The sequence below is a fragment of the Hymenobacter sp. BT730 genome (assembly GCF_030542105.1).
Lineage (GTDB): Bacteria > Bacteroidota > Bacteroidia > Cytophagales > Hymenobacteraceae > Hymenobacter.
Window position 1 is genome coordinate 1,081,228 of the sequence record NZ_JAUOFB010000001.1, and the last position, 13,912, is coordinate 1,095,139.

The window sequence follows — 13,912 nt, forward strand, 5'->3', positions numbered from 1 at the left end:
GATGGAACTGTCAGTATATAACATCAAAGGCGAAGACACTGGCCGCAAGGTTACCCTGTCCGACGCCATCTTCGGCCTCGAGCCGAATGAGCACGTGATGTATCTCGACGTGAAGCAGTACTTGGCTAACCAACGCCAGGGCACGCACAAGTCGAAGCAGCGCAACGAGGTGCAAGGCACCACGAAGAAGCTCAAGAAACAAAAAGGTACGGGCGGTGCCCGCGCCGGCAGCATGAAGTCGCCGGTATTCATCGGTGGTGGTCGTGTATTCGGTCCTGAGCCGCGTGACTACGGCTTCAAGCTGAACAAAAAGACCAAGCGTCTTGCCCGTCTGTCGGCTCTCTCGAGCCTGGCCAAAGATGGTAAAGTAGCGCTGGTAGAGAACATCGTACTTGATGCTCCCAAAACCAAAGACTTCCTGAACATCCTGAACGGTCTGAAGCTGAACAACGGCAAAAAGACCCTGCTGGTAACCGGTGAAGTAGATAAGAACGTGGTGCTGTCGGCTCGCAACATTCAGAAAGTGACCGTAGCAACGCCCGTAGCGCTGAACACGCACGACCTGCTGAACACTGACACGCTGCTGCTGTCGGAGGCCGGCCTGAAGTCGCTGGAACAACTCTATACCTCCGCAGAATAATGAGCACACTGAAAAAACCCATCGTGACCGAGAAGGCCACGGGCCTGAACGAAAAAGGTCAGTACGTTTTCGAAGTAGAGCGCACTGCCAACAAGGTTCAGATCAAAAAGGAGATTGAGCAAATCTACGGCGTAACGGTAACAGGCATCAGCACGATCCGCACCAACGGCAAGCTCAAGTCCAAGTCCACGAAGACGGGTCAGGTAACTGGTCGTCGTCCCCACGGCAAGAAGGCCGTAGTAACCGTGAAAGAAGGCGACGTTATCGACTTCTACAACGGCATCTAAGCCCAGCTTTTCCGCAAAGAGCATTTTCTAAGCTAGAGTAATGGCACTCAAAAAACTAAGACCAACATCACCGGGTCAGCGCTTCCGCATCGCCCCGGCCTTCGACGAGGTAACCACGTCGACGCCGGAGAAGTCGCTGTTGGCACCCCTGAAAAAATCCGGTGGCCGCAATGGAGCGGGTAAAATGACGAACCGCTATATCGGCGGTGGTCACAAACAGAAGTATCGTGTAATCGACTTCAAGCGTGATAAAGCTGGTGTTCCAGCCACGGTGAAGACGATTGAGTACGATCCTAACCGCACGGCGCGTATTGCCTTGCTCAACTACGCCGACGGCGAAAAGCGCTATATCATTGCGCCAGCTGGTCTGCAGGTTGATGCGGTGGTAGTTTCCGGCACCGGCGTAGCGCCAGAGGTAGGCAATGCACTTCCCCTACGCGAAATTCCACTGGGTACCATTGTACACAACATCGAGCTGATGCCCGGTAGTGGTGCTGCCATGGCTCGCTCGGCTGGAACCTACGCTCAGCTGGTAGCCCGCGAAGACAAGTATGCCACGCTGAAATTGCCTTCCGGCGAGATGCGCATGGTACTGGTAACCTGCATGGCTACCGTTGGTACCGTTTCGAATGGTGACCACATGAACGTACGTCTCGGCAAAGCCGGTCGTAACCGTTGGTTGGGTCGTCGTCCGCGTGTACGTGGTGTTGCTATGAACCCCGTGGATCACCCAATGGGTGGTGGCGAAGGCAAGTCGTCGGGTGGTCACCCACGCAGCCGCAACGGCATCTTCTCTAAGGGTCAGAAGACGCGTAACAAGAACAAGTACTCTGAGCAGCTCATCGTTAACCGTAAAGGCAAGAAGTAAGCAATGGCACGTTCGCTAAAAAAAGGGCCGTACATTGACTTCCGGCTCGAGAAGAAAGTTTCGGCAATGGAAGAAACCGGCAAAAAGTCGGTGGTGAAGACCTGGTCTCGCCGCTCGATGATTTCTCCGGACTTCGTTGGCCACACCTTCGCCGTTCACAACGGCAATAAGTTCATCCCGGTGTATGTAACGGAAAACATGGTAGGTCACAAACTCGGTGAGTTTGCCCCAACCCGTAACTTCCGTGGTCATATCGCCAAGAAAGATAAAGGCAAGCGCTAAGATGGAAGCTACTGCTAAACTCCGTAACGTGCCTACCTCGCCTCGCAAGATGCGTATGGTAGCCAACCTGGTCCGCGGTCAGAAAGTGACGCGCGCCCTGGGCTTGCTGAAGTTCGAGGCTAACTCGGGTGCTGAAAGAATCGAGAAACTGCTCCTGTCGGCTCTGGCCAACTGGCAACAGAAGAACGAGGATGAGCGCATCGAGGACGCTAACCTCTACATCAAGGAAATCTTCGTGGATGAAGGTCGCCAGCTGAAGCGTCTGCGCCCCGCCCCTCAGGGTCGTGGTCACCGCATCCGCAAGCGCAGCAACCACGTGACGCTAATCATTGACACGAAAGTAGAACCACTGGGTAGCAAAGCTGCTGCTGAGAAGGCTGCTGAGAAAAAGCCTGCCACTGCTACCGCAACGGAAGGCAAATCCAAGACTACGCGTCGTAGTTCCTCGAAAAAAACCACTGAAACCAAGGCAGAAGCCACCGCATAAGCACTATGGGACAGAAAGTAAATCCGGTTGGCTTCCGTTTGGGTGTCATTAAAGGGTGGGACTCGAACTGGTACGGCGGTAAGGACTTTGCCGACAAGCTGGTTGAGGACGAAAAAATCCGCAAATACATCATGGCTCGTATCCCGAAAGGTGGCATTAGCCGCATCGTGATTGAGCGTACTCTGAAGCGTGTTACCATCACCATCAACACGGCTCGTCCGGGTGTGGTAATTGGTAAAGGCGGAGCAGAGGTTGATAAGATCAAGGACGAACTGAAGCAGATTACCGGCAAAGACGTTCAGATCAACATCTTCGAAATTAAGCGTCCGGAACTTGACGCCAAGCTGGTAGGTGAGAGCATTGCTCAGCAGCTGCAGGCTCGTATCTCGTTCCGTCGTGCCATGAAGATGTCTATCCAGGCAGCTATGCGCGTTGGTGCTGAAGGCATCAAGATTCAGTGCGGTGGCCGTTTGGGTGGTGCTGAAATTGCCCGCTCCGAGCAATACAAAGAAGGACGTACTCCACTGCACACCTTGCGTGCTGATATCGACTATGCACTGTCTGAAGCTCAGACGGTATATGGTAAAATCGGCATCAAAGTGTGGATCATGCGTGGTGAAGTGTTCGGCAAGCCCGACCTCTCGCCAAACCAGCAGCCTACCAGCCCAGCTGGTGGCGACGGTCGTAACGACCGTGGCCCACGTGGTGAGCGTGGTGACCGTGGTGGTGACCGTGGCCCGCGTCGCGACCGTAATGACCGTGGCGGTGACAACCGTGGTGGTCAGGGCGGTGGTGGACAGCGCCGTGGCGGTCCAGGTGCCGGTGGTCCTGGTGGCCAAGGCGGCCAGAACCGTGGTGGTGGCGCTCCGCGTCGCTAGTCCTTTTCCCTTCTTTCGAATTTCAATTCAAGATAAATCATGTTACAGCCGAAAAGGACCAAGTATCGCAAGATGCAAAAGGGTCGCGTGCATGGCCTAGCCTACCGCGGCAGCTCCATAGACTTCGGTTCCTTCGCTATTAAATCCCTGGAACAGGCATGGATTACGGCTCGCCAGATTGAGGCTGCCCGTATCGCCATGACTCGTGCCATGAAACGCGAAGGTCAAGTGTGGATCCGCATTTTCCCAGACAAGCCAATTACCAAGAAGCCCGCTGAGGTGCGTATGGGTAAAGGCAAAGGCTCGCCCGAGTATTGGGTAGCCGTAGTAAAGCCTGGCACCATTATGTTCGAGTCGGATGGTGTTTCGCTGGAAGTAGCGCAGGAGTCACTGCGTCTCGCCGCGCAAAAGCTGCCGGTTAAGACTCAATTTGTTGTTCGTCGCGACTACGAAGAAAGCAACTAAGATGAAGAACGCCGATATCCGCGCCCTTTCACTGGAAGACCTGAAAGCGCAAATCAAGACCGAACAAACCAATGGCCAGACGCTGCGCTTTGCGCACGCTATTTCGCCCCTGGAAAATCCGGTTCGCCTGAAGCATAGCCGCAAGAATGTAGCCCGTCTGCAAACCGAGCTCAACCGTCGCGAGAACGAGCAGGCAACCCAAACTGCTAAATAACGATGGCAAGCAACGAAGCACAACAGGCAACAACCGGCGCACCCGAGCGCAACCTGCGCAAAGAAATCATCGGGCGCGTTTCCTCCTCCAAGATGGATAAGTCCATCACGGTAGTTGTGGAAAGCAAAATGAAACACCCCATCTACGGCAAGTTCGTTACCAAGTCGACCAAATTCATGGCCCACGACGAGAACAACGAATGCGGCGAAGGCGATACGGTTCGCATTATGTCGACCCGTCCGTTGAGCAAGAGCAAGCGGTGGAGACTGGTAGAAATTCTAGAGCGCGCTAAGTAAGATGATCCAGCAAGAATCCCGTCTGACCGTCGCTGATAACAGCGGCGCCAAAGAAGTGCTCTGCATCCGTGTCCTCGGTGGCACGGGTAAGAAGTACGCTAGCGTAGGCGACAAGATAGTAGTAGCCATTAAATCGGCTATACCATCCGGCAATGCCAAAAAAGGCACTGTCTCCAAGGCAGTAGTAGTTCGTACGAAAAAGGAAATCCGTCGTAAGGATGGTTCTTATATCCGTTTCGACGACAACGCTGCTGTTCTGCTCAACAACAACGACGAGCCCCGTGGTACTCGCATCTTCGGCCCAGTAGCCCGCGAACTGCGTGAAAAGCAGTTCATGAAGATCGTTTCGCTGGCTCCTGAAGTTCTCTAAGCAATGGCAACGAAAACGAAAGCAGCACCCGCGAAACTGCACGTGAAAACCGGTGACACCGTACAGGTGATTGCCGGCGACGAGAAAGGCAAAACCGGCGTTATCAAGTCGGTAAACCGCTCGACGCAGCGCGTTATCGTGGAAGGCCTGAACCTGGTTACTAAGCACAACAAACCCAGTGCGAAGAACCCCCAGGGCGGCATCACCAAGATCGAAGCTGGCATTCACGTGAGCAACGTGAAAGCAATTGACTCGAAAAACGCCTAATCCGGTACGACGACAATGGCTCGACTCAAAGAAATATACCTCAAAGAAGTAGTGCCTGCGCTCCAAGAACAATTCCAGTTCAAGAGCATCATGCAGGTACCACGCATCACCAAAATCTGCATCAACCGCGGCATTGGCGCGGCAGTAGCCGATAAGAAACTGGTGGATAATGGCGTGGATGAGCTGACGACCATTGCTGGTCAGAAAGCTGTTCCTACCATTGCTAAGCGTTCGGTGTCGAACTTCAAACTCCGTGAAGGCATGCCAATCGGCGCCCGTGTTACCCTACGTGGCGAGCAGATGTATGAGTTCATGGACCGTCTGCTCACGGTGGCCCTGCCCCGCGTGCGTGACTTCAAAGGCATCAACGATAAAGGCTTCGATGGCCGCGGTAACTATACCCTGGGCATCAAAGAGCAAATCATCTTCCCAGAAATTTCGATCGATAAGATCAAGTCGATTTCGGGTATGGATATTACCTTCGTAACGACGGCCGAAAACGATGAGCAGAGCTACGAGCTGCTGAAAGCTTTCGGAATGCCGTTCGCTAACGCCAAGAAACAAAACAATGGCTAAGGAATCGATGAAAGCACGGGAACGGAAGCGCATTGCTACCGTAGCCCGTTATGCCGAGAAGCGCAAGGCTCTGAAAGCCGCTGGTGACTTCGAAGGCCTGGACAAACTGCCGCGCAATGCGTCGCCTGTGCGTTTGCACAACCGTGACAAAATTGACGGTCGTCCCCGTGGTTATATGCGCAAATTTGGCATTAGCCGCGTGCGTTTCCGCGAAATGGCTTTGGCGGGTAAAATCCCCGGCGTAACGAAGTCCAGCTGGTAAATTATCTGAGGATGCTGTGTAGCTTCTATACAGCATCCTCAAACTTGGCAGGTTGCCGAGAGAAACCATTGACCGAGCCCCGAAAGCCGAGTCAAGAAGTCTTAACCGAAAATTTCGTTGCCGCTTTCCGTGGCAACGAAATTTTCATATCTTTGCGGCTCCCTAAAAAAGGGCGCTTCATTTCGACATCCCAATGAATACAGATCCAATTGCCGACTACCTGACCCGGGTTCGCAATGCCATTAAGGCAAACCACCGGGTAGTGGAGATTCCGGCCAGCAAGATCAAAAAGGAAATCACGAAGGTACTCTACCATAAGGGGTACATTCAGAGCTACCGTTTTGATGATGCAGCTGTACAAGGCACAATCAAAATTGCGCTGAAGTATAACCCCGCCACCAAGCAACCAGCTATTACCAAGCTGGAGCGGGTAAGCTCACCTGGTCTGCGTAAGTACGCTCACGTAGAAAACCTGCCGCGTGTACTCAGCGGCCTGGGTATTGCGATTCTGTCAACCTCGAAAGGTGTGATGACGGAAAAAGAGGCGAAAGCCGAGAACGTGGGCGGCGAAGTGCTGTGCTACGTCTACTAATCTGAAAGGAAAACGAGACTATGTCACGCATTGGTAAACTGCCCATCAGCCTGCCCGACAACGTGCAGATTGAAGTGAGCAACGAAAACACGGTAACCGTGAAGGGCCCAAAAGGTACCCTGATCGTTCCGGTGGACCGCGACATTACCGTAGCTACCGAAGACGGCCAGCTGGTAGTGACCCGCCCAACTGAACAGAAGCGCCATAAGGCAATGCACGGTCTGTACCGTTCCCTGCTGAACAATGCCGTAAGTGGTGTTGGTCAAGGCCTCGAAGTGAAGCTGGAATTGGTAGGTGTAGGTTACAAAGCCTCCATGGCTGGTACTACTCTGGAGCTGTCACTGGGTTATTCGCATAACATCTTCTTGGCCCTGCCGAAAGAAGTTACTGCAACGGCTGTAACCGAGAAAGGTAAAAACCCTATCGTTACTCTGACCAGCATTGATAAGCAACTGCTGGGCCAAGTAGCCGCAAAGATTCGCTCGTTGCGCAAAGTTGAGCCCTACAAAGGCAAAGGCGTGCGCTTCGTTGGTGAGCAAATTCGTCGTAAGGCTGGTAAAACGGCTTCGAAATAATATCACACCATGGCTTTCGATAAAGCAACTAGAAGAAAACGGATCCAGCGCATCATCCGCACTAAGGTGGCTGGCACGTCCGAGCGCCCGCGTCTGTCGGTGTTTCGCAGCAATACGGGTATTTATGCCCAGATTATTGACGATACTACCGGTAACACGCTGGCGTCTGCTTCCTCGAAGCACGTTTCGGTGGAAGGGGGCAACGGAGTCGCCCTCGCTGCCGCAGTCGGCAAAGAACTTGCTGCCCGTGCTACAGGAAAAGGAATTTCGAAAGTGGTATTTGACCGTTCCGGTTATCTCTACCACGGCCGCGTAAAATCATTGGCAGAAGGAGCCCGCGAAGGCGGCCTCAATTTCTAAATCATCATGGCAGAATTTAACAACGGCCCTCGTGGTGGTAGCGGCGATAACCGTGGCGGTGGCAATGACCGTCGTGGTGGTGGCAATGACCGTCGCGGCAACGACCGTAACGCGGAGCAGTCGCGCACTGGCGATTCCGACCTGAAAGAAAAAGTGGTTGCTATCAACCGCGTAGCCAAAGTAGTAAAAGGTGGTCGTCGCTTTAGCTTCTCGGCCATTGTGGTAGTAGGTGACGGTAACGGCACCGTAGGTTTCGGCCTTGGCAAAGCCAACGAAGTAACTGACGCCATTGCCAAAGGCATTGACGACGCGAAGAAGAACCTGGTGAAAGTGCCCCTGTACAAGCACACGGTTCCTCACGTGATGGAAGGTAAGTACTCCGGTGGTTATGTGCTGGTTCAGCCGGCCGCTGCTGGTACGGGCGTAATTGCTGGCGGTGCAATGCGCGCCGTTTTCGAAAGCGCTGGTATCAAAGACGTACTGGCTAAGTCGAAAGGCTCGTCTAACCCTCACAACGTAGTGAAAGCTACTTTCGACGCCCTGCTGAAAATGCGTGACCCAATGCAAATTGCTCAGGCGCGTGGTATCAGCCTCTCTAAAGTTTTTAACGGCTAAGCAGATGGCGCAGATCCATATCAAACTCGTGAAAAGCGTTATTGACCGCCCCGAGCGGCAGAAGCGCACGGTGAAGGCCCTCGGCCTCGGTAAAATCGGCAGCACCAAAGAAGTGGAAAACACTCCCCAGGTTGCAGGCATGGTAAACACCGTGAAACACCTGTTAGAAGTAACCGAACTCTAGGAATATCCCGACCATGAATCTCAGCAATCTCCAACCCGCCGCAGGCGCTACCCGCAATGAAAAGCGTGTAGGTCGTGGTACGGGTTCCGGCCGTGGCGGCACTTCAACGCGCGGTCATAAAGGTGCCAAATCCCGTTCGGGCTACTCTAAAAAGTCCGGTTTCGAAGGTGGTCAGATGCCTTTACAGCGTCGCATCCCAAAGTTCGGCTTCAAGAACATCAACCGTGTTGAGTACAAAGGCATCAACCTTGATGTATTGGCTACTCTGACCGAAAACGGCGCTACTACCACCTTGGACAATGCATTCTTTGTGAATGCAGGTCTGGTGTCAAAAAACGCCAAAGTGAAAATCTTGGGCCGCGGTGAAATCACCAAGGCACTGGAAGTACATGCCCACGCCTTCTCGAAGTCGGCTATTGAAGCCATTGAGAAAGCAGGTGGTAAAGCCGTGACTCTGTAAGTCTAGTTGGCAATGAACAAGTTCATCACCACGATTAAGAACATTTTTGCTATTGAGGATCTGCGTACGCGGATTCTCAATACGCTTTTTTTCATTGCCATTTACCGGCTGGGTTCTTACGTGGTGCTGCCCGGTGTGGATCCGAACCGGTTGAAGCAAGGCGCACAAGGACTGTTCGGTATTCTGGATACGTTGCTCGGCGGTGCTTTCAGCCACGCCTCGATCTTCGCCTTGGGCATCATGCCATATATCTCGGCTTCCATCGTGTTGCAGCTGCTCACAATTGCCGTGCCTTACTTCCAGAAGCTCCAGAAAGAGGGAGAATCGGGACGTAAGAAAATCAACCAGTATACGCGTATCCTTACTATTCCCATTGTATTGGCCCAATCGGTTGGCTTCATTGCTACCATCAACGCTGATGCAATTATGAATCCCGGGGTACTGTTTACGGTATCTACGATGATTATCATCACTGCAGGCACGCTCTTCTGCATGTGGCTGGGTGAGAAAATCACGGACAAAGGAATAGGCAACGGTATTTCCATGATCATTATGATCGGGATTGTATCGCGCTTCCCAGGAGCCATCATTGGTGAAGCTGCTGCCAAAGGCATCAACGGCGCCTTGATTTTCCTCTTAGAGCTGGTTGTTCTGTTCTTTGTAGTAATGCTGGTGATTGTGCTCACGCAAGCTGTTCGCCGCATTCCGGTACAGTATGCCAAGCAGATTGGTGGTACTACCCAGTTGAATGCGCAGCGTCAGTTTATTCCCATGAAGGTGAATGCTGCTGGTGTTATGCCCATCATCTTCGCTCAGTCATTGATGTTTGTACCAGCTATTGTGGCCTCGGTATGGCAGAATGATAGTGATATGGCGAGCTATATCGGCGTGAAGTTCTCTGACTATACTTCATGGCAGTACAATCTGGTATTTGGTGTATTGATTCTGTTGTTCACGTATTTCTATACGGCTATCAGTGTTAACCCAAATCAGATTGCTGATGATCTGAAGCGTAGTGGTGGTTTTGTTCCTGGTGTTAAGCCAGGTAATGATACCTCCGAGCACATTGATGAGATTCTGACACGTATCACCTTGCCCGGTGCATTGGCTCTTGCGCTGATTGCCATTTTCCCGGCATTTGCTCTGCTACTTGGTGTAACGCGTCCGTTCTCGGCTTTCTATGGTGGTACTTCCCTCATCATTATGGTAGGGGTGGTATTAGATACGTTGAATCAGGTAGAAAGCTACTTGCTGATGCGTCACTATGATGGCATGATGAAATCGGGCAAAGTTCGCGGCCGTACGCAGGACATTGCCATGGCTTCCTAATTCGGCCATGATCTTTTATAAGACCGAGGAAGAAATTGAGCTTATCCGGGCCAGCGCGAAAGTGTTGGCTCAGGCCCACGGAGAAGTTGCGGGCATGATTAAGGAAGGGATTACTACCCGCGAGCTAGATGCCCGCGCAGAAGAATTCATCCGTGACCATGGTGGGCAGCCTTCTTTCAAAGGTTATAATGATTTTCCTTATAGCCTCTGCATCTCACCCAACTCTGTGGTGGTGCATGGTTTTCCGGGAGACTACACGCTGAAAAGCGGGGATGTTATTTCGGTTGACTGCGGAGTGCTATTAAACGGCTATCATTCCGATAGCGCATACACCTACCCAGTCGGGGAGGTGGCACCGGAGGTGCTGACGTTGCTGGATGAAACCAAAAAGTCGCTGTATCTCGGTATTGAGCAGGCAGTGGCGGGCAACCGGATGGGCGACGTAAGCTACGCCATTCAGAACCATGTTGAAAAACAAGGTTATGGAGTGGTACGCGAACTGGTCGGACACGGCATTGGCAAGAAGCTCCATGAGCGGCCTGAAGTACCTAACTACGGTAAACGTGGTTCAGGGTTGAAGCTGCAAACGGGGCTTGTAATTGCCATTGAACCCATGGTTAATCTCGGCACTAAGCAGGTGGTTCAGGAAAAGGATGGTTGGACTATCCGGACCAAAGACCAGAAGCCCTCGGCGCATTTTGAACATACCATTGTAGTAAGAAAGGATAAAGCAGAAATTCTGACATCCTTTGAATACATAGAAAAAGCCTTACAGTAGCCTTATGGCCAAACAAACCTCCATTGAGCAGGACGGAGTAATTCTGGAAGCCCTTTCCAACGCCATGTTCCGCGTGGAACTGGAAAACGGCCACCAACTGATTGCCCACATTTCGGGCAAGATGCGGATGCACTACATCAAAATCCTGCCAGGAGATAAGGTGAAGCTGGAAATGTCGCCCTACGATCTGTCGAAGGGCCGAATTGTGTACCGTTACAAATAACCCGACGACATGAAAGTTAAAGCGTCCGTCAAGAAGCGTAGCGTTGATTGCAAAATCATCCGCCGGAAAGGCAAACTCTACGTTATCAACAAAAAGAACCCCCGCTACAAACAGCGTCAGGGTTAACAGCACCAGACTTTTTTAAGAAAAGCACATGGCTCGTATTGCAGGGGTAGACATCCCAGACAACAAGCGCGGCGAAATCGCGCTGACCTACATTTTCGGCATTGGTCGTGCCTCCGCTCAGCAAATTCTTACGAAGGCCGGTATCGACCTAAGCAAGAAGGTAAAAGACTGGACGGAAGCTGAAGCCGGTGAAATCCGTAGCATCATTGCTGCCGAGTTCAAGACAGAAGGTGTTCTGCGCTCAGAAGTGCAGCTGAACATCAAGCGTCTAATGGACATCGGTTGCTACCGTGGTCTACGTCACCGCAAAGGCTTGCCCGTTCGCGGACAGCGCACCAAGAACAACTCGCGTACCCGTAAGGGCAAGCGCAAGACTGTTGCTGGCAAGAAAAAGGCTACTAAATAAGGTATAGCGGAAATCGACTCCGGGCCGGCGGACGGTACCGGAGTCAACACCTTCCGCGTTTTTTTGCGATAACCAAATGGCACAAAAAAGAAAAGACAAAGCCAAAAAGCGCATTGTCCAGGTTGAGCAGGTAGGTCAGGTTCACATCAAAGCCTCCTTCAACAACATCATCATTTCCATCACCAACATGAACGGTCAGGTTATTTCCTGGGCTTCTGCTGGTAAGATGGGCTTCCGCGGTTCGAAGAAGAACACTCCTTACGCTGCTCAGATGGCAGCTACGGATGCCGGCAAAGTTGCTCATGACTTGGGCATGCGCAAGGCTGAAGTGTTCGTAAAAGGTCCAGGGTCCGGCCGTGAGTCGGCCATCCGTACCATCCAGAACGTGGGCATTGAGGTAACTACCATCCGCGACGTAACGCCGCTGCCCCACAACGGCTGCCGTCCGCCTAAGCGTCGTCGCGTCTGATATATTGAACTGGTAAGCCTTGCGGCTTGCCCCCTGTGTCGGGTTTCCGATGCTGCCTTTCACCCCTGCAAGGCGCGTCTGAGGAGCCCGACACGCGCGGTTCAACCCCTTCAAAACTCAACATCCCCGAAATGGCACGTTATACCGGTCCTAAAACCAAGATTGCTCGTCGCTTCGCAGAGCCGATCTTCGGCCCAAGCAAGGCGCTCAACAAAAAGAACTATCCTCCCGGCCAGCATGGTCGTGGCCGCCGTAAGAAGCAGTCCGAATATGCTATCCAGCTGATGGAGAAGCAGAAAGTAAAGTACATGTACGGTGTACTGGAAAAGCAATTTGAAAACCTTTTCCACAAGGCAGCTGCTCTGCCCGGCATCACAGGTAACAACCTGTTGGCTTTGCTGGAGTCGCGTCTCGACAACACGGTTTACCGTTTGGGTGTAGCCCCAACGCGTCGTGCTGCTCGTCAGCTCGTGTTGCACAAGCATATCACCGTAAATGGTGAAGTAGTGAACATCGCTTCCTATAAGCTCCGTGCGGGCGACGTGGTGGGTGTGCGTGAGAAATCGAAGTCGTTGGAAGCCATCACAACCAGCCTGAGCGTGCGTAATGCTCGTCAGTTCTCTTGGCTGGAGTGGGACGGCAAGGAAATGGTGGGCAAATTCCTGAATGCCCCCTCGCGCGAACTGATTCCGGAGAAAATCACGGAGCAGCTCATCGTCGAGCTTTACTCGAAGTAATCTGGGACCCGGCTACCGCCGGGCCCTTTCTTCGATTTATTCCTTGTTGTAATTTTAAAGCCCCATTTATGTCAATCTTAGCTTTTCAAATGCCGGAGAAAGTCGTGATGGAAAAGTCCGACGACTTCTACGGAACGTTTGAATTCAAACCGCTGGAGAAAGGCTACGGCGTCACGATCGGCAACGCTCTGCGCCGCATCCTGCTGTCGTCGCTGGAGGGCTATGCCATCACGTCGGTTCGCACATCCAGCGTACTGCACGAGTTCATGACCATCGAGGGCGTGATTGAGGATATGTCCGAAATCATTCTCAACCTGAAGCAAGTGCGCTTCAAGAAGGTGAGTGATGCCATCGAGGACAAAATCACGGTTCGCATCAAAGGCAATGAAGTTTTCACGGCCGGCGAAATCAACAACTTCTCTACGGGCTTCCAGGTTCTGAACCCGGAGTTGGTAATCTGCAACGTAGACCCCAGCAAAGAGCTGGAGTTTGAGTTCACAGTTCAGAAAGGTCGTGGTTATGTTCCCGCGGAGGAAAACAAGCCCGCTGACCAGGTTTTTGGACAGATTGCCATTGATGCCATCTTCACGCCTATCAAGAACGTGAAGTATAGCATTGAGAACACCCGCGTAGAGCAGAAGACCGACTACGAGAAACTCCTCATCGAAATTCAGACGGATGGTTCTATCCACCCCGAAGATGCGCTAAAGGGTGCTGCCAACATTCTGATTCAACACTTCATGCTGTTCTCGGACAGCACCATGACCTTCGAAACGGCTAAGGCTGAAGAAGAGGAGACAGTGGATGAGGAAACCCTGCACATGCGCAAGGTTCTGAAGACCCCGCTGGCTGATATGGATCTGTCTGTTCGTGCTTATAACTGCCTGAAGGCTGCCGACATCAAAACCCTCGGTGACCTGGTGCAGCTAGACATGGCCGACATGATGAAGTTCCGCAACTTCGGTAAGAAGTCGCTGACAGAGCTGGAAAACCTCGTTGAGGAAAAAGGTCTAACCTTCGGGATGGATCTGGGCAAGTACAAGCTCGACGAAGAATAGTCTTAGTAATTTGAAAATGTGCTGAATGTGAGGAATGTACTACCGGTACATTTTCACTTCAGCACATTTTTTTTGCCTAGGTATTTACTACCTTTGCACCCCATTCAT

General features: G+C 52.3%; 26 protein-coding genes and 1 pseudogene. All 27 read left to right on the forward strand.

Annotated features, from left to right (window positions below; all coding sequences use genetic code 11):
• Position 1: 1 nt before the first annotated feature.
• Positions 2-640, forward strand: a complete 639-nt coding sequence (rplD, locus tag Q4G72_RS04635; RefSeq protein ID WP_121235836.1) for a 50S ribosomal protein L4 — start codon at positions 2-4, stop codon at positions 638-640.
• Positions 640-927, forward strand: a complete 288-nt coding sequence (gene rplW, locus Q4G72_RS04640; RefSeq protein WP_044515468.1) for a 50S ribosomal protein L23 — start codon at positions 640-642, stop codon at positions 925-927. The genes rplD and rplW overlap by 1 nt, the downstream gene beginning before the upstream one ends.
• Before the next feature lie 40 nt (positions 928-967).
• Positions 968-1,795, forward strand: a complete 828-nt coding sequence (gene rplB / locus Q4G72_RS04645; RefSeq protein ID WP_044515466.1) for a 50S ribosomal protein L2 — start codon at positions 968-970, stop codon at positions 1,793-1,795.
• Between the two features lie 3 nt (positions 1,796-1,798).
• On the forward strand, positions 1,799-2,077 hold the full coding sequence (gene rpsS, locus Q4G72_RS04650; protein WP_054410997.1) for a 30S ribosomal protein S19: 279 nt from the start codon (positions 1,799-1,801) through the stop codon (positions 2,075-2,077).
• A 1-nt stretch (position 2,078) separates the two neighbouring features.
• Positions 2,079-2,564 carry a 50S ribosomal protein L22 gene (gene rplV, locus Q4G72_RS04655; protein ID WP_303310252.1) on the forward strand — a complete coding sequence of 162 codons (486 nt, stop codon included), beginning with the start codon at positions 2,079-2,081 and terminating at the stop codon, positions 2,562-2,564.
• A 5-nt stretch (positions 2,565-2,569) separates the two neighbouring features.
• Positions 2,570-3,442 (forward strand): 30S ribosomal protein S3, encoded by an 873-nt coding sequence (gene rpsC, locus Q4G72_RS04660; RefSeq protein WP_303310253.1) that lies wholly within the window; start codon positions 2,570-2,572, stop codon positions 3,440-3,442.
• 39 nt (positions 3,443-3,481) lie between these two features.
• Positions 3,482-3,907 (forward strand): 50S ribosomal protein L16, encoded by a 426-nt coding sequence (rplP, locus tag Q4G72_RS04665; protein WP_303310254.1) that lies wholly within the window; start codon positions 3,482-3,484, stop codon positions 3,905-3,907.
• Position 3,908: 1 nt separating this feature from the next.
• Positions 3,909-4,121, forward strand: a complete 213-nt coding sequence (rpmC, locus tag Q4G72_RS04670; RefSeq protein WP_044515457.1) for a 50S ribosomal protein L29 — start codon at positions 3,909-3,911, stop codon at positions 4,119-4,121.
• A gap of 2 nt (positions 4,122-4,123) precedes the next feature.
• Positions 4,124-4,417, forward strand: coding sequence for a 30S ribosomal protein S17 (rpsQ, locus tag Q4G72_RS04675; protein WP_303310255.1), 294 nt, complete (start codon positions 4,124-4,126; stop codon positions 4,415-4,417).
• 1 nt (position 4,418) lies between these two features.
• Positions 4,419-4,787: a 50S ribosomal protein L14 gene (gene rplN, locus Q4G72_RS04680; RefSeq protein ID WP_022822134.1), complete on the forward strand. Its 369-nt coding sequence runs from the start codon at positions 4,419-4,421 to the stop codon at positions 4,785-4,787.
• Positions 4,788-4,790: 3 nt separating this feature from the next.
• Positions 4,791-5,045 (forward strand): annotated as a pseudogene (rplX, locus tag Q4G72_RS04685) (50S ribosomal protein L24); the annotation flags it as partial.
• Positions 5,046-5,069: 24 nt separating this feature from the next.
• The gene (gene rplE / locus Q4G72_RS04690; protein ID WP_121235834.1) at positions 5,070-5,630 is read left to right on the forward strand and encodes a 50S ribosomal protein L5; all 561 of its coding nucleotides are present in this window, start codon (positions 5,070-5,072) and stop codon (positions 5,628-5,630) included.
• Positions 5,623-5,892 (forward strand): 30S ribosomal protein S14, encoded by a 270-nt coding sequence (gene rpsN, locus Q4G72_RS04695; RefSeq protein WP_044515448.1) that lies wholly within the window; start codon positions 5,623-5,625, stop codon positions 5,890-5,892. The genes rplE and rpsN overlap by 8 nt, the downstream gene beginning before the upstream one ends.
• Positions 5,893-6,085: 193 nt before the next feature.
• On the forward strand, positions 6,086-6,484 hold the full coding sequence (rpsH, locus tag Q4G72_RS04700; RefSeq protein ID WP_044515446.1) for a 30S ribosomal protein S8: 399 nt from the start codon (positions 6,086-6,088) through the stop codon (positions 6,482-6,484).
• A gap of 20 nt (positions 6,485-6,504) precedes the next feature.
• Entirely contained in the window at positions 6,505-7,059 is a 555-nt protein-coding gene (gene rplF, locus Q4G72_RS04705) for a 50S ribosomal protein L6 (protein WP_303310256.1), read from the forward strand.
• A gap of 9 nt (positions 7,060-7,068) precedes the next feature.
• A complete protein-coding gene (rplR, locus tag Q4G72_RS04710) occupies positions 7,069-7,419 on the forward strand; it encodes a 50S ribosomal protein L18 (RefSeq protein ID WP_044515439.1) in 351 nt (116 codons plus the stop codon).
• 6 nt (positions 7,420-7,425) lie between these two features.
• On the forward strand, positions 7,426-8,034 hold the full coding sequence (gene rpsE / locus Q4G72_RS04715) for a 30S ribosomal protein S5 (protein WP_303310257.1): 609 nt from the start codon (positions 7,426-7,428) through the stop codon (positions 8,032-8,034).
• A 4-nt stretch (positions 8,035-8,038) separates the two neighbouring features.
• A complete protein-coding gene (gene rpmD / locus Q4G72_RS04720; RefSeq protein WP_121235832.1) occupies positions 8,039-8,218 on the forward strand; it encodes a 50S ribosomal protein L30 in 180 nt (59 codons plus the stop codon).
• Between the two features lie 13 nt (positions 8,219-8,231).
• Complete coding sequence (gene rplO / locus Q4G72_RS04725; RefSeq protein WP_044515424.1) at positions 8,232-8,678, forward strand: 50S ribosomal protein L15; 447 nt, start codon at positions 8,232-8,234, stop codon at positions 8,676-8,678.
• Positions 8,679-8,690: 12 nt separating this feature from the next.
• The gene (gene secY, locus Q4G72_RS04730) at positions 8,691-10,007 is read left to right on the forward strand and encodes a preprotein translocase subunit SecY (RefSeq protein ID WP_303310258.1); all 1,317 of its coding nucleotides are present in this window, start codon (positions 8,691-8,693) and stop codon (positions 10,005-10,007) included.
• Positions 10,008-10,014: 7 nt separating this feature from the next.
• On the forward strand, positions 10,015-10,785 hold the full coding sequence (gene map / locus Q4G72_RS04735) for a type I methionyl aminopeptidase (RefSeq protein ID WP_303310259.1): 771 nt from the start codon (positions 10,015-10,017) through the stop codon (positions 10,783-10,785).
• A 4-nt stretch (positions 10,786-10,789) separates the two neighbouring features.
• Positions 10,790-11,008, forward strand: coding sequence for a translation initiation factor IF-1 (infA, locus tag Q4G72_RS04740; RefSeq protein WP_022822146.1), 219 nt, complete (start codon positions 10,790-10,792; stop codon positions 11,006-11,008).
• A gap of 9 nt (positions 11,009-11,017) precedes the next feature.
• Complete coding sequence (rpmJ, locus tag Q4G72_RS04745) at positions 11,018-11,134, forward strand: 50S ribosomal protein L36 (protein ID WP_045688470.1); 117 nt, start codon at positions 11,018-11,020, stop codon at positions 11,132-11,134.
• Between the two features lie 28 nt (positions 11,135-11,162).
• Positions 11,163-11,540, forward strand: a complete 378-nt coding sequence (gene rpsM, locus Q4G72_RS04750) for a 30S ribosomal protein S13 (RefSeq protein WP_044515408.1) — start codon at positions 11,163-11,165, stop codon at positions 11,538-11,540.
• A 76-nt stretch (positions 11,541-11,616) separates the two neighbouring features.
• Positions 11,617-12,009, forward strand: coding sequence for a 30S ribosomal protein S11 (rpsK, locus tag Q4G72_RS04755; protein ID WP_054411020.1), 393 nt, complete (start codon positions 11,617-11,619; stop codon positions 12,007-12,009).
• Positions 12,010-12,140: 131 nt separating this feature from the next.
• Positions 12,141-12,746: a 30S ribosomal protein S4 gene (gene rpsD, locus Q4G72_RS04760; RefSeq protein WP_303310260.1), complete on the forward strand. Its 606-nt coding sequence runs from the start codon at positions 12,141-12,143 to the stop codon at positions 12,744-12,746.
• A 68-nt stretch (positions 12,747-12,814) separates the two neighbouring features.
• Positions 12,815-13,804, forward strand: a complete 990-nt coding sequence (locus Q4G72_RS04765; RefSeq protein ID WP_303310261.1) for a DNA-directed RNA polymerase subunit alpha — start codon at positions 12,815-12,817, stop codon at positions 13,802-13,804.
• The last annotated feature ends 108 nt before the right edge of the window (positions 13,805-13,912 follow it).

Excerpts from the sequence above, each read along its gene's own strand:
- rpsD (WP_303310260.1), top strand. The coding sequence starts at position 12,141 with ATGGCACGTTATACCGGTCCTAAAACCAAGATTGCTCGTCGCTTCGCA.
- rpsN (WP_044515448.1), top strand. The coding sequence starts at position 5,623 with ATGGCTAAGGAATCGATGAAAGCACGGGAACGGAAGCGCATTGCTACC.
- rplW (WP_044515468.1), top strand. The coding sequence starts at position 640 with ATGAGCACACTGAAAAAACCCATCGTGACCGAGAAGGCCACGGGCCTG.
- rpmD (WP_121235832.1), top strand. The coding sequence starts at position 8,039 with ATGGCGCAGATCCATATCAAACTCGTGAAAAGCGTTATTGACCGCCCC.
- rplR (WP_044515439.1), top strand. The coding sequence starts at position 7,069 with ATGGCTTTCGATAAAGCAACTAGAAGAAAACGGATCCAGCGCATCATC.
- rpsS (WP_054410997.1), top strand. The coding sequence starts at position 1,799 with ATGGCACGTTCGCTAAAAAAAGGGCCGTACATTGACTTCCGGCTCGAG.
- rplE (WP_121235834.1), top strand. The coding sequence starts at position 5,070 with ATGGCTCGACTCAAAGAAATATACCTCAAAGAAGTAGTGCCTGCGCTC.
- rpmJ (WP_045688470.1), top strand. The coding sequence starts at position 11,018 with ATGAAAGTTAAAGCGTCCGTCAAGAAGCGTAGCGTTGATTGCAAAATC.
- rpsQ (WP_303310255.1), top strand. The coding sequence starts at position 4,124 with ATGGCAAGCAACGAAGCACAACAGGCAACAACCGGCGCACCCGAGCGC.
- secY (WP_303310258.1), top strand. The coding sequence starts at position 8,691 with ATGAACAAGTTCATCACCACGATTAAGAACATTTTTGCTATTGAGGAT.
- Q4G72_RS04765 (WP_303310261.1), top strand. The coding sequence starts at position 12,815 with ATGTCAATCTTAGCTTTTCAAATGCCGGAGAAAGTCGTGATGGAAAAG.
- rpsH (WP_044515446.1), top strand. The coding sequence starts at position 6,086 with ATGAATACAGATCCAATTGCCGACTACCTGACCCGGGTTCGCAATGCC.
- rplV (WP_303310252.1), top strand. The coding sequence starts at position 2,079 with ATGGAAGCTACTGCTAAACTCCGTAACGTGCCTACCTCGCCTCGCAAG.
- rplP (WP_303310254.1), top strand. The coding sequence starts at position 3,482 with ATGTTACAGCCGAAAAGGACCAAGTATCGCAAGATGCAAAAGGGTCGC.
- rplB (WP_044515466.1), top strand. The coding sequence starts at position 968 with ATGGCACTCAAAAAACTAAGACCAACATCACCGGGTCAGCGCTTCCGC.
- map (WP_303310259.1), top strand. The coding sequence starts at position 10,015 with ATGATCTTTTATAAGACCGAGGAAGAAATTGAGCTTATCCGGGCCAGC.
- rplO (WP_044515424.1), top strand. The coding sequence starts at position 8,232 with ATGAATCTCAGCAATCTCCAACCCGCCGCAGGCGCTACCCGCAATGAA.
- rpsC (WP_303310253.1), top strand. The coding sequence starts at position 2,570 with ATGGGACAGAAAGTAAATCCGGTTGGCTTCCGTTTGGGTGTCATTAAA.
- infA (WP_022822146.1), top strand. The coding sequence starts at position 10,790 with ATGGCCAAACAAACCTCCATTGAGCAGGACGGAGTAATTCTGGAAGCC.
- rplN (WP_022822134.1), top strand. The coding sequence starts at position 4,419 with ATGATCCAGCAAGAATCCCGTCTGACCGTCGCTGATAACAGCGGCGCC.
- rplD (WP_121235836.1), top strand. The coding sequence starts at position 2 with ATGGAACTGTCAGTATATAACATCAAAGGCGAAGACACTGGCCGCAAG.
- rpsM (WP_044515408.1), top strand. The coding sequence starts at position 11,163 with ATGGCTCGTATTGCAGGGGTAGACATCCCAGACAACAAGCGCGGCGAA.
- rpmC (WP_044515457.1), top strand. The coding sequence starts at position 3,909 with ATGAAGAACGCCGATATCCGCGCCCTTTCACTGGAAGACCTGAAAGCG.
- rpsE (WP_303310257.1), top strand. The coding sequence starts at position 7,426 with ATGGCAGAATTTAACAACGGCCCTCGTGGTGGTAGCGGCGATAACCGT.
- rpsK (WP_054411020.1), top strand. The coding sequence starts at position 11,617 with ATGGCACAAAAAAGAAAAGACAAAGCCAAAAAGCGCATTGTCCAGGTT.
- rplF (WP_303310256.1), top strand. The coding sequence starts at position 6,505 with ATGTCACGCATTGGTAAACTGCCCATCAGCCTGCCCGACAACGTGCAG.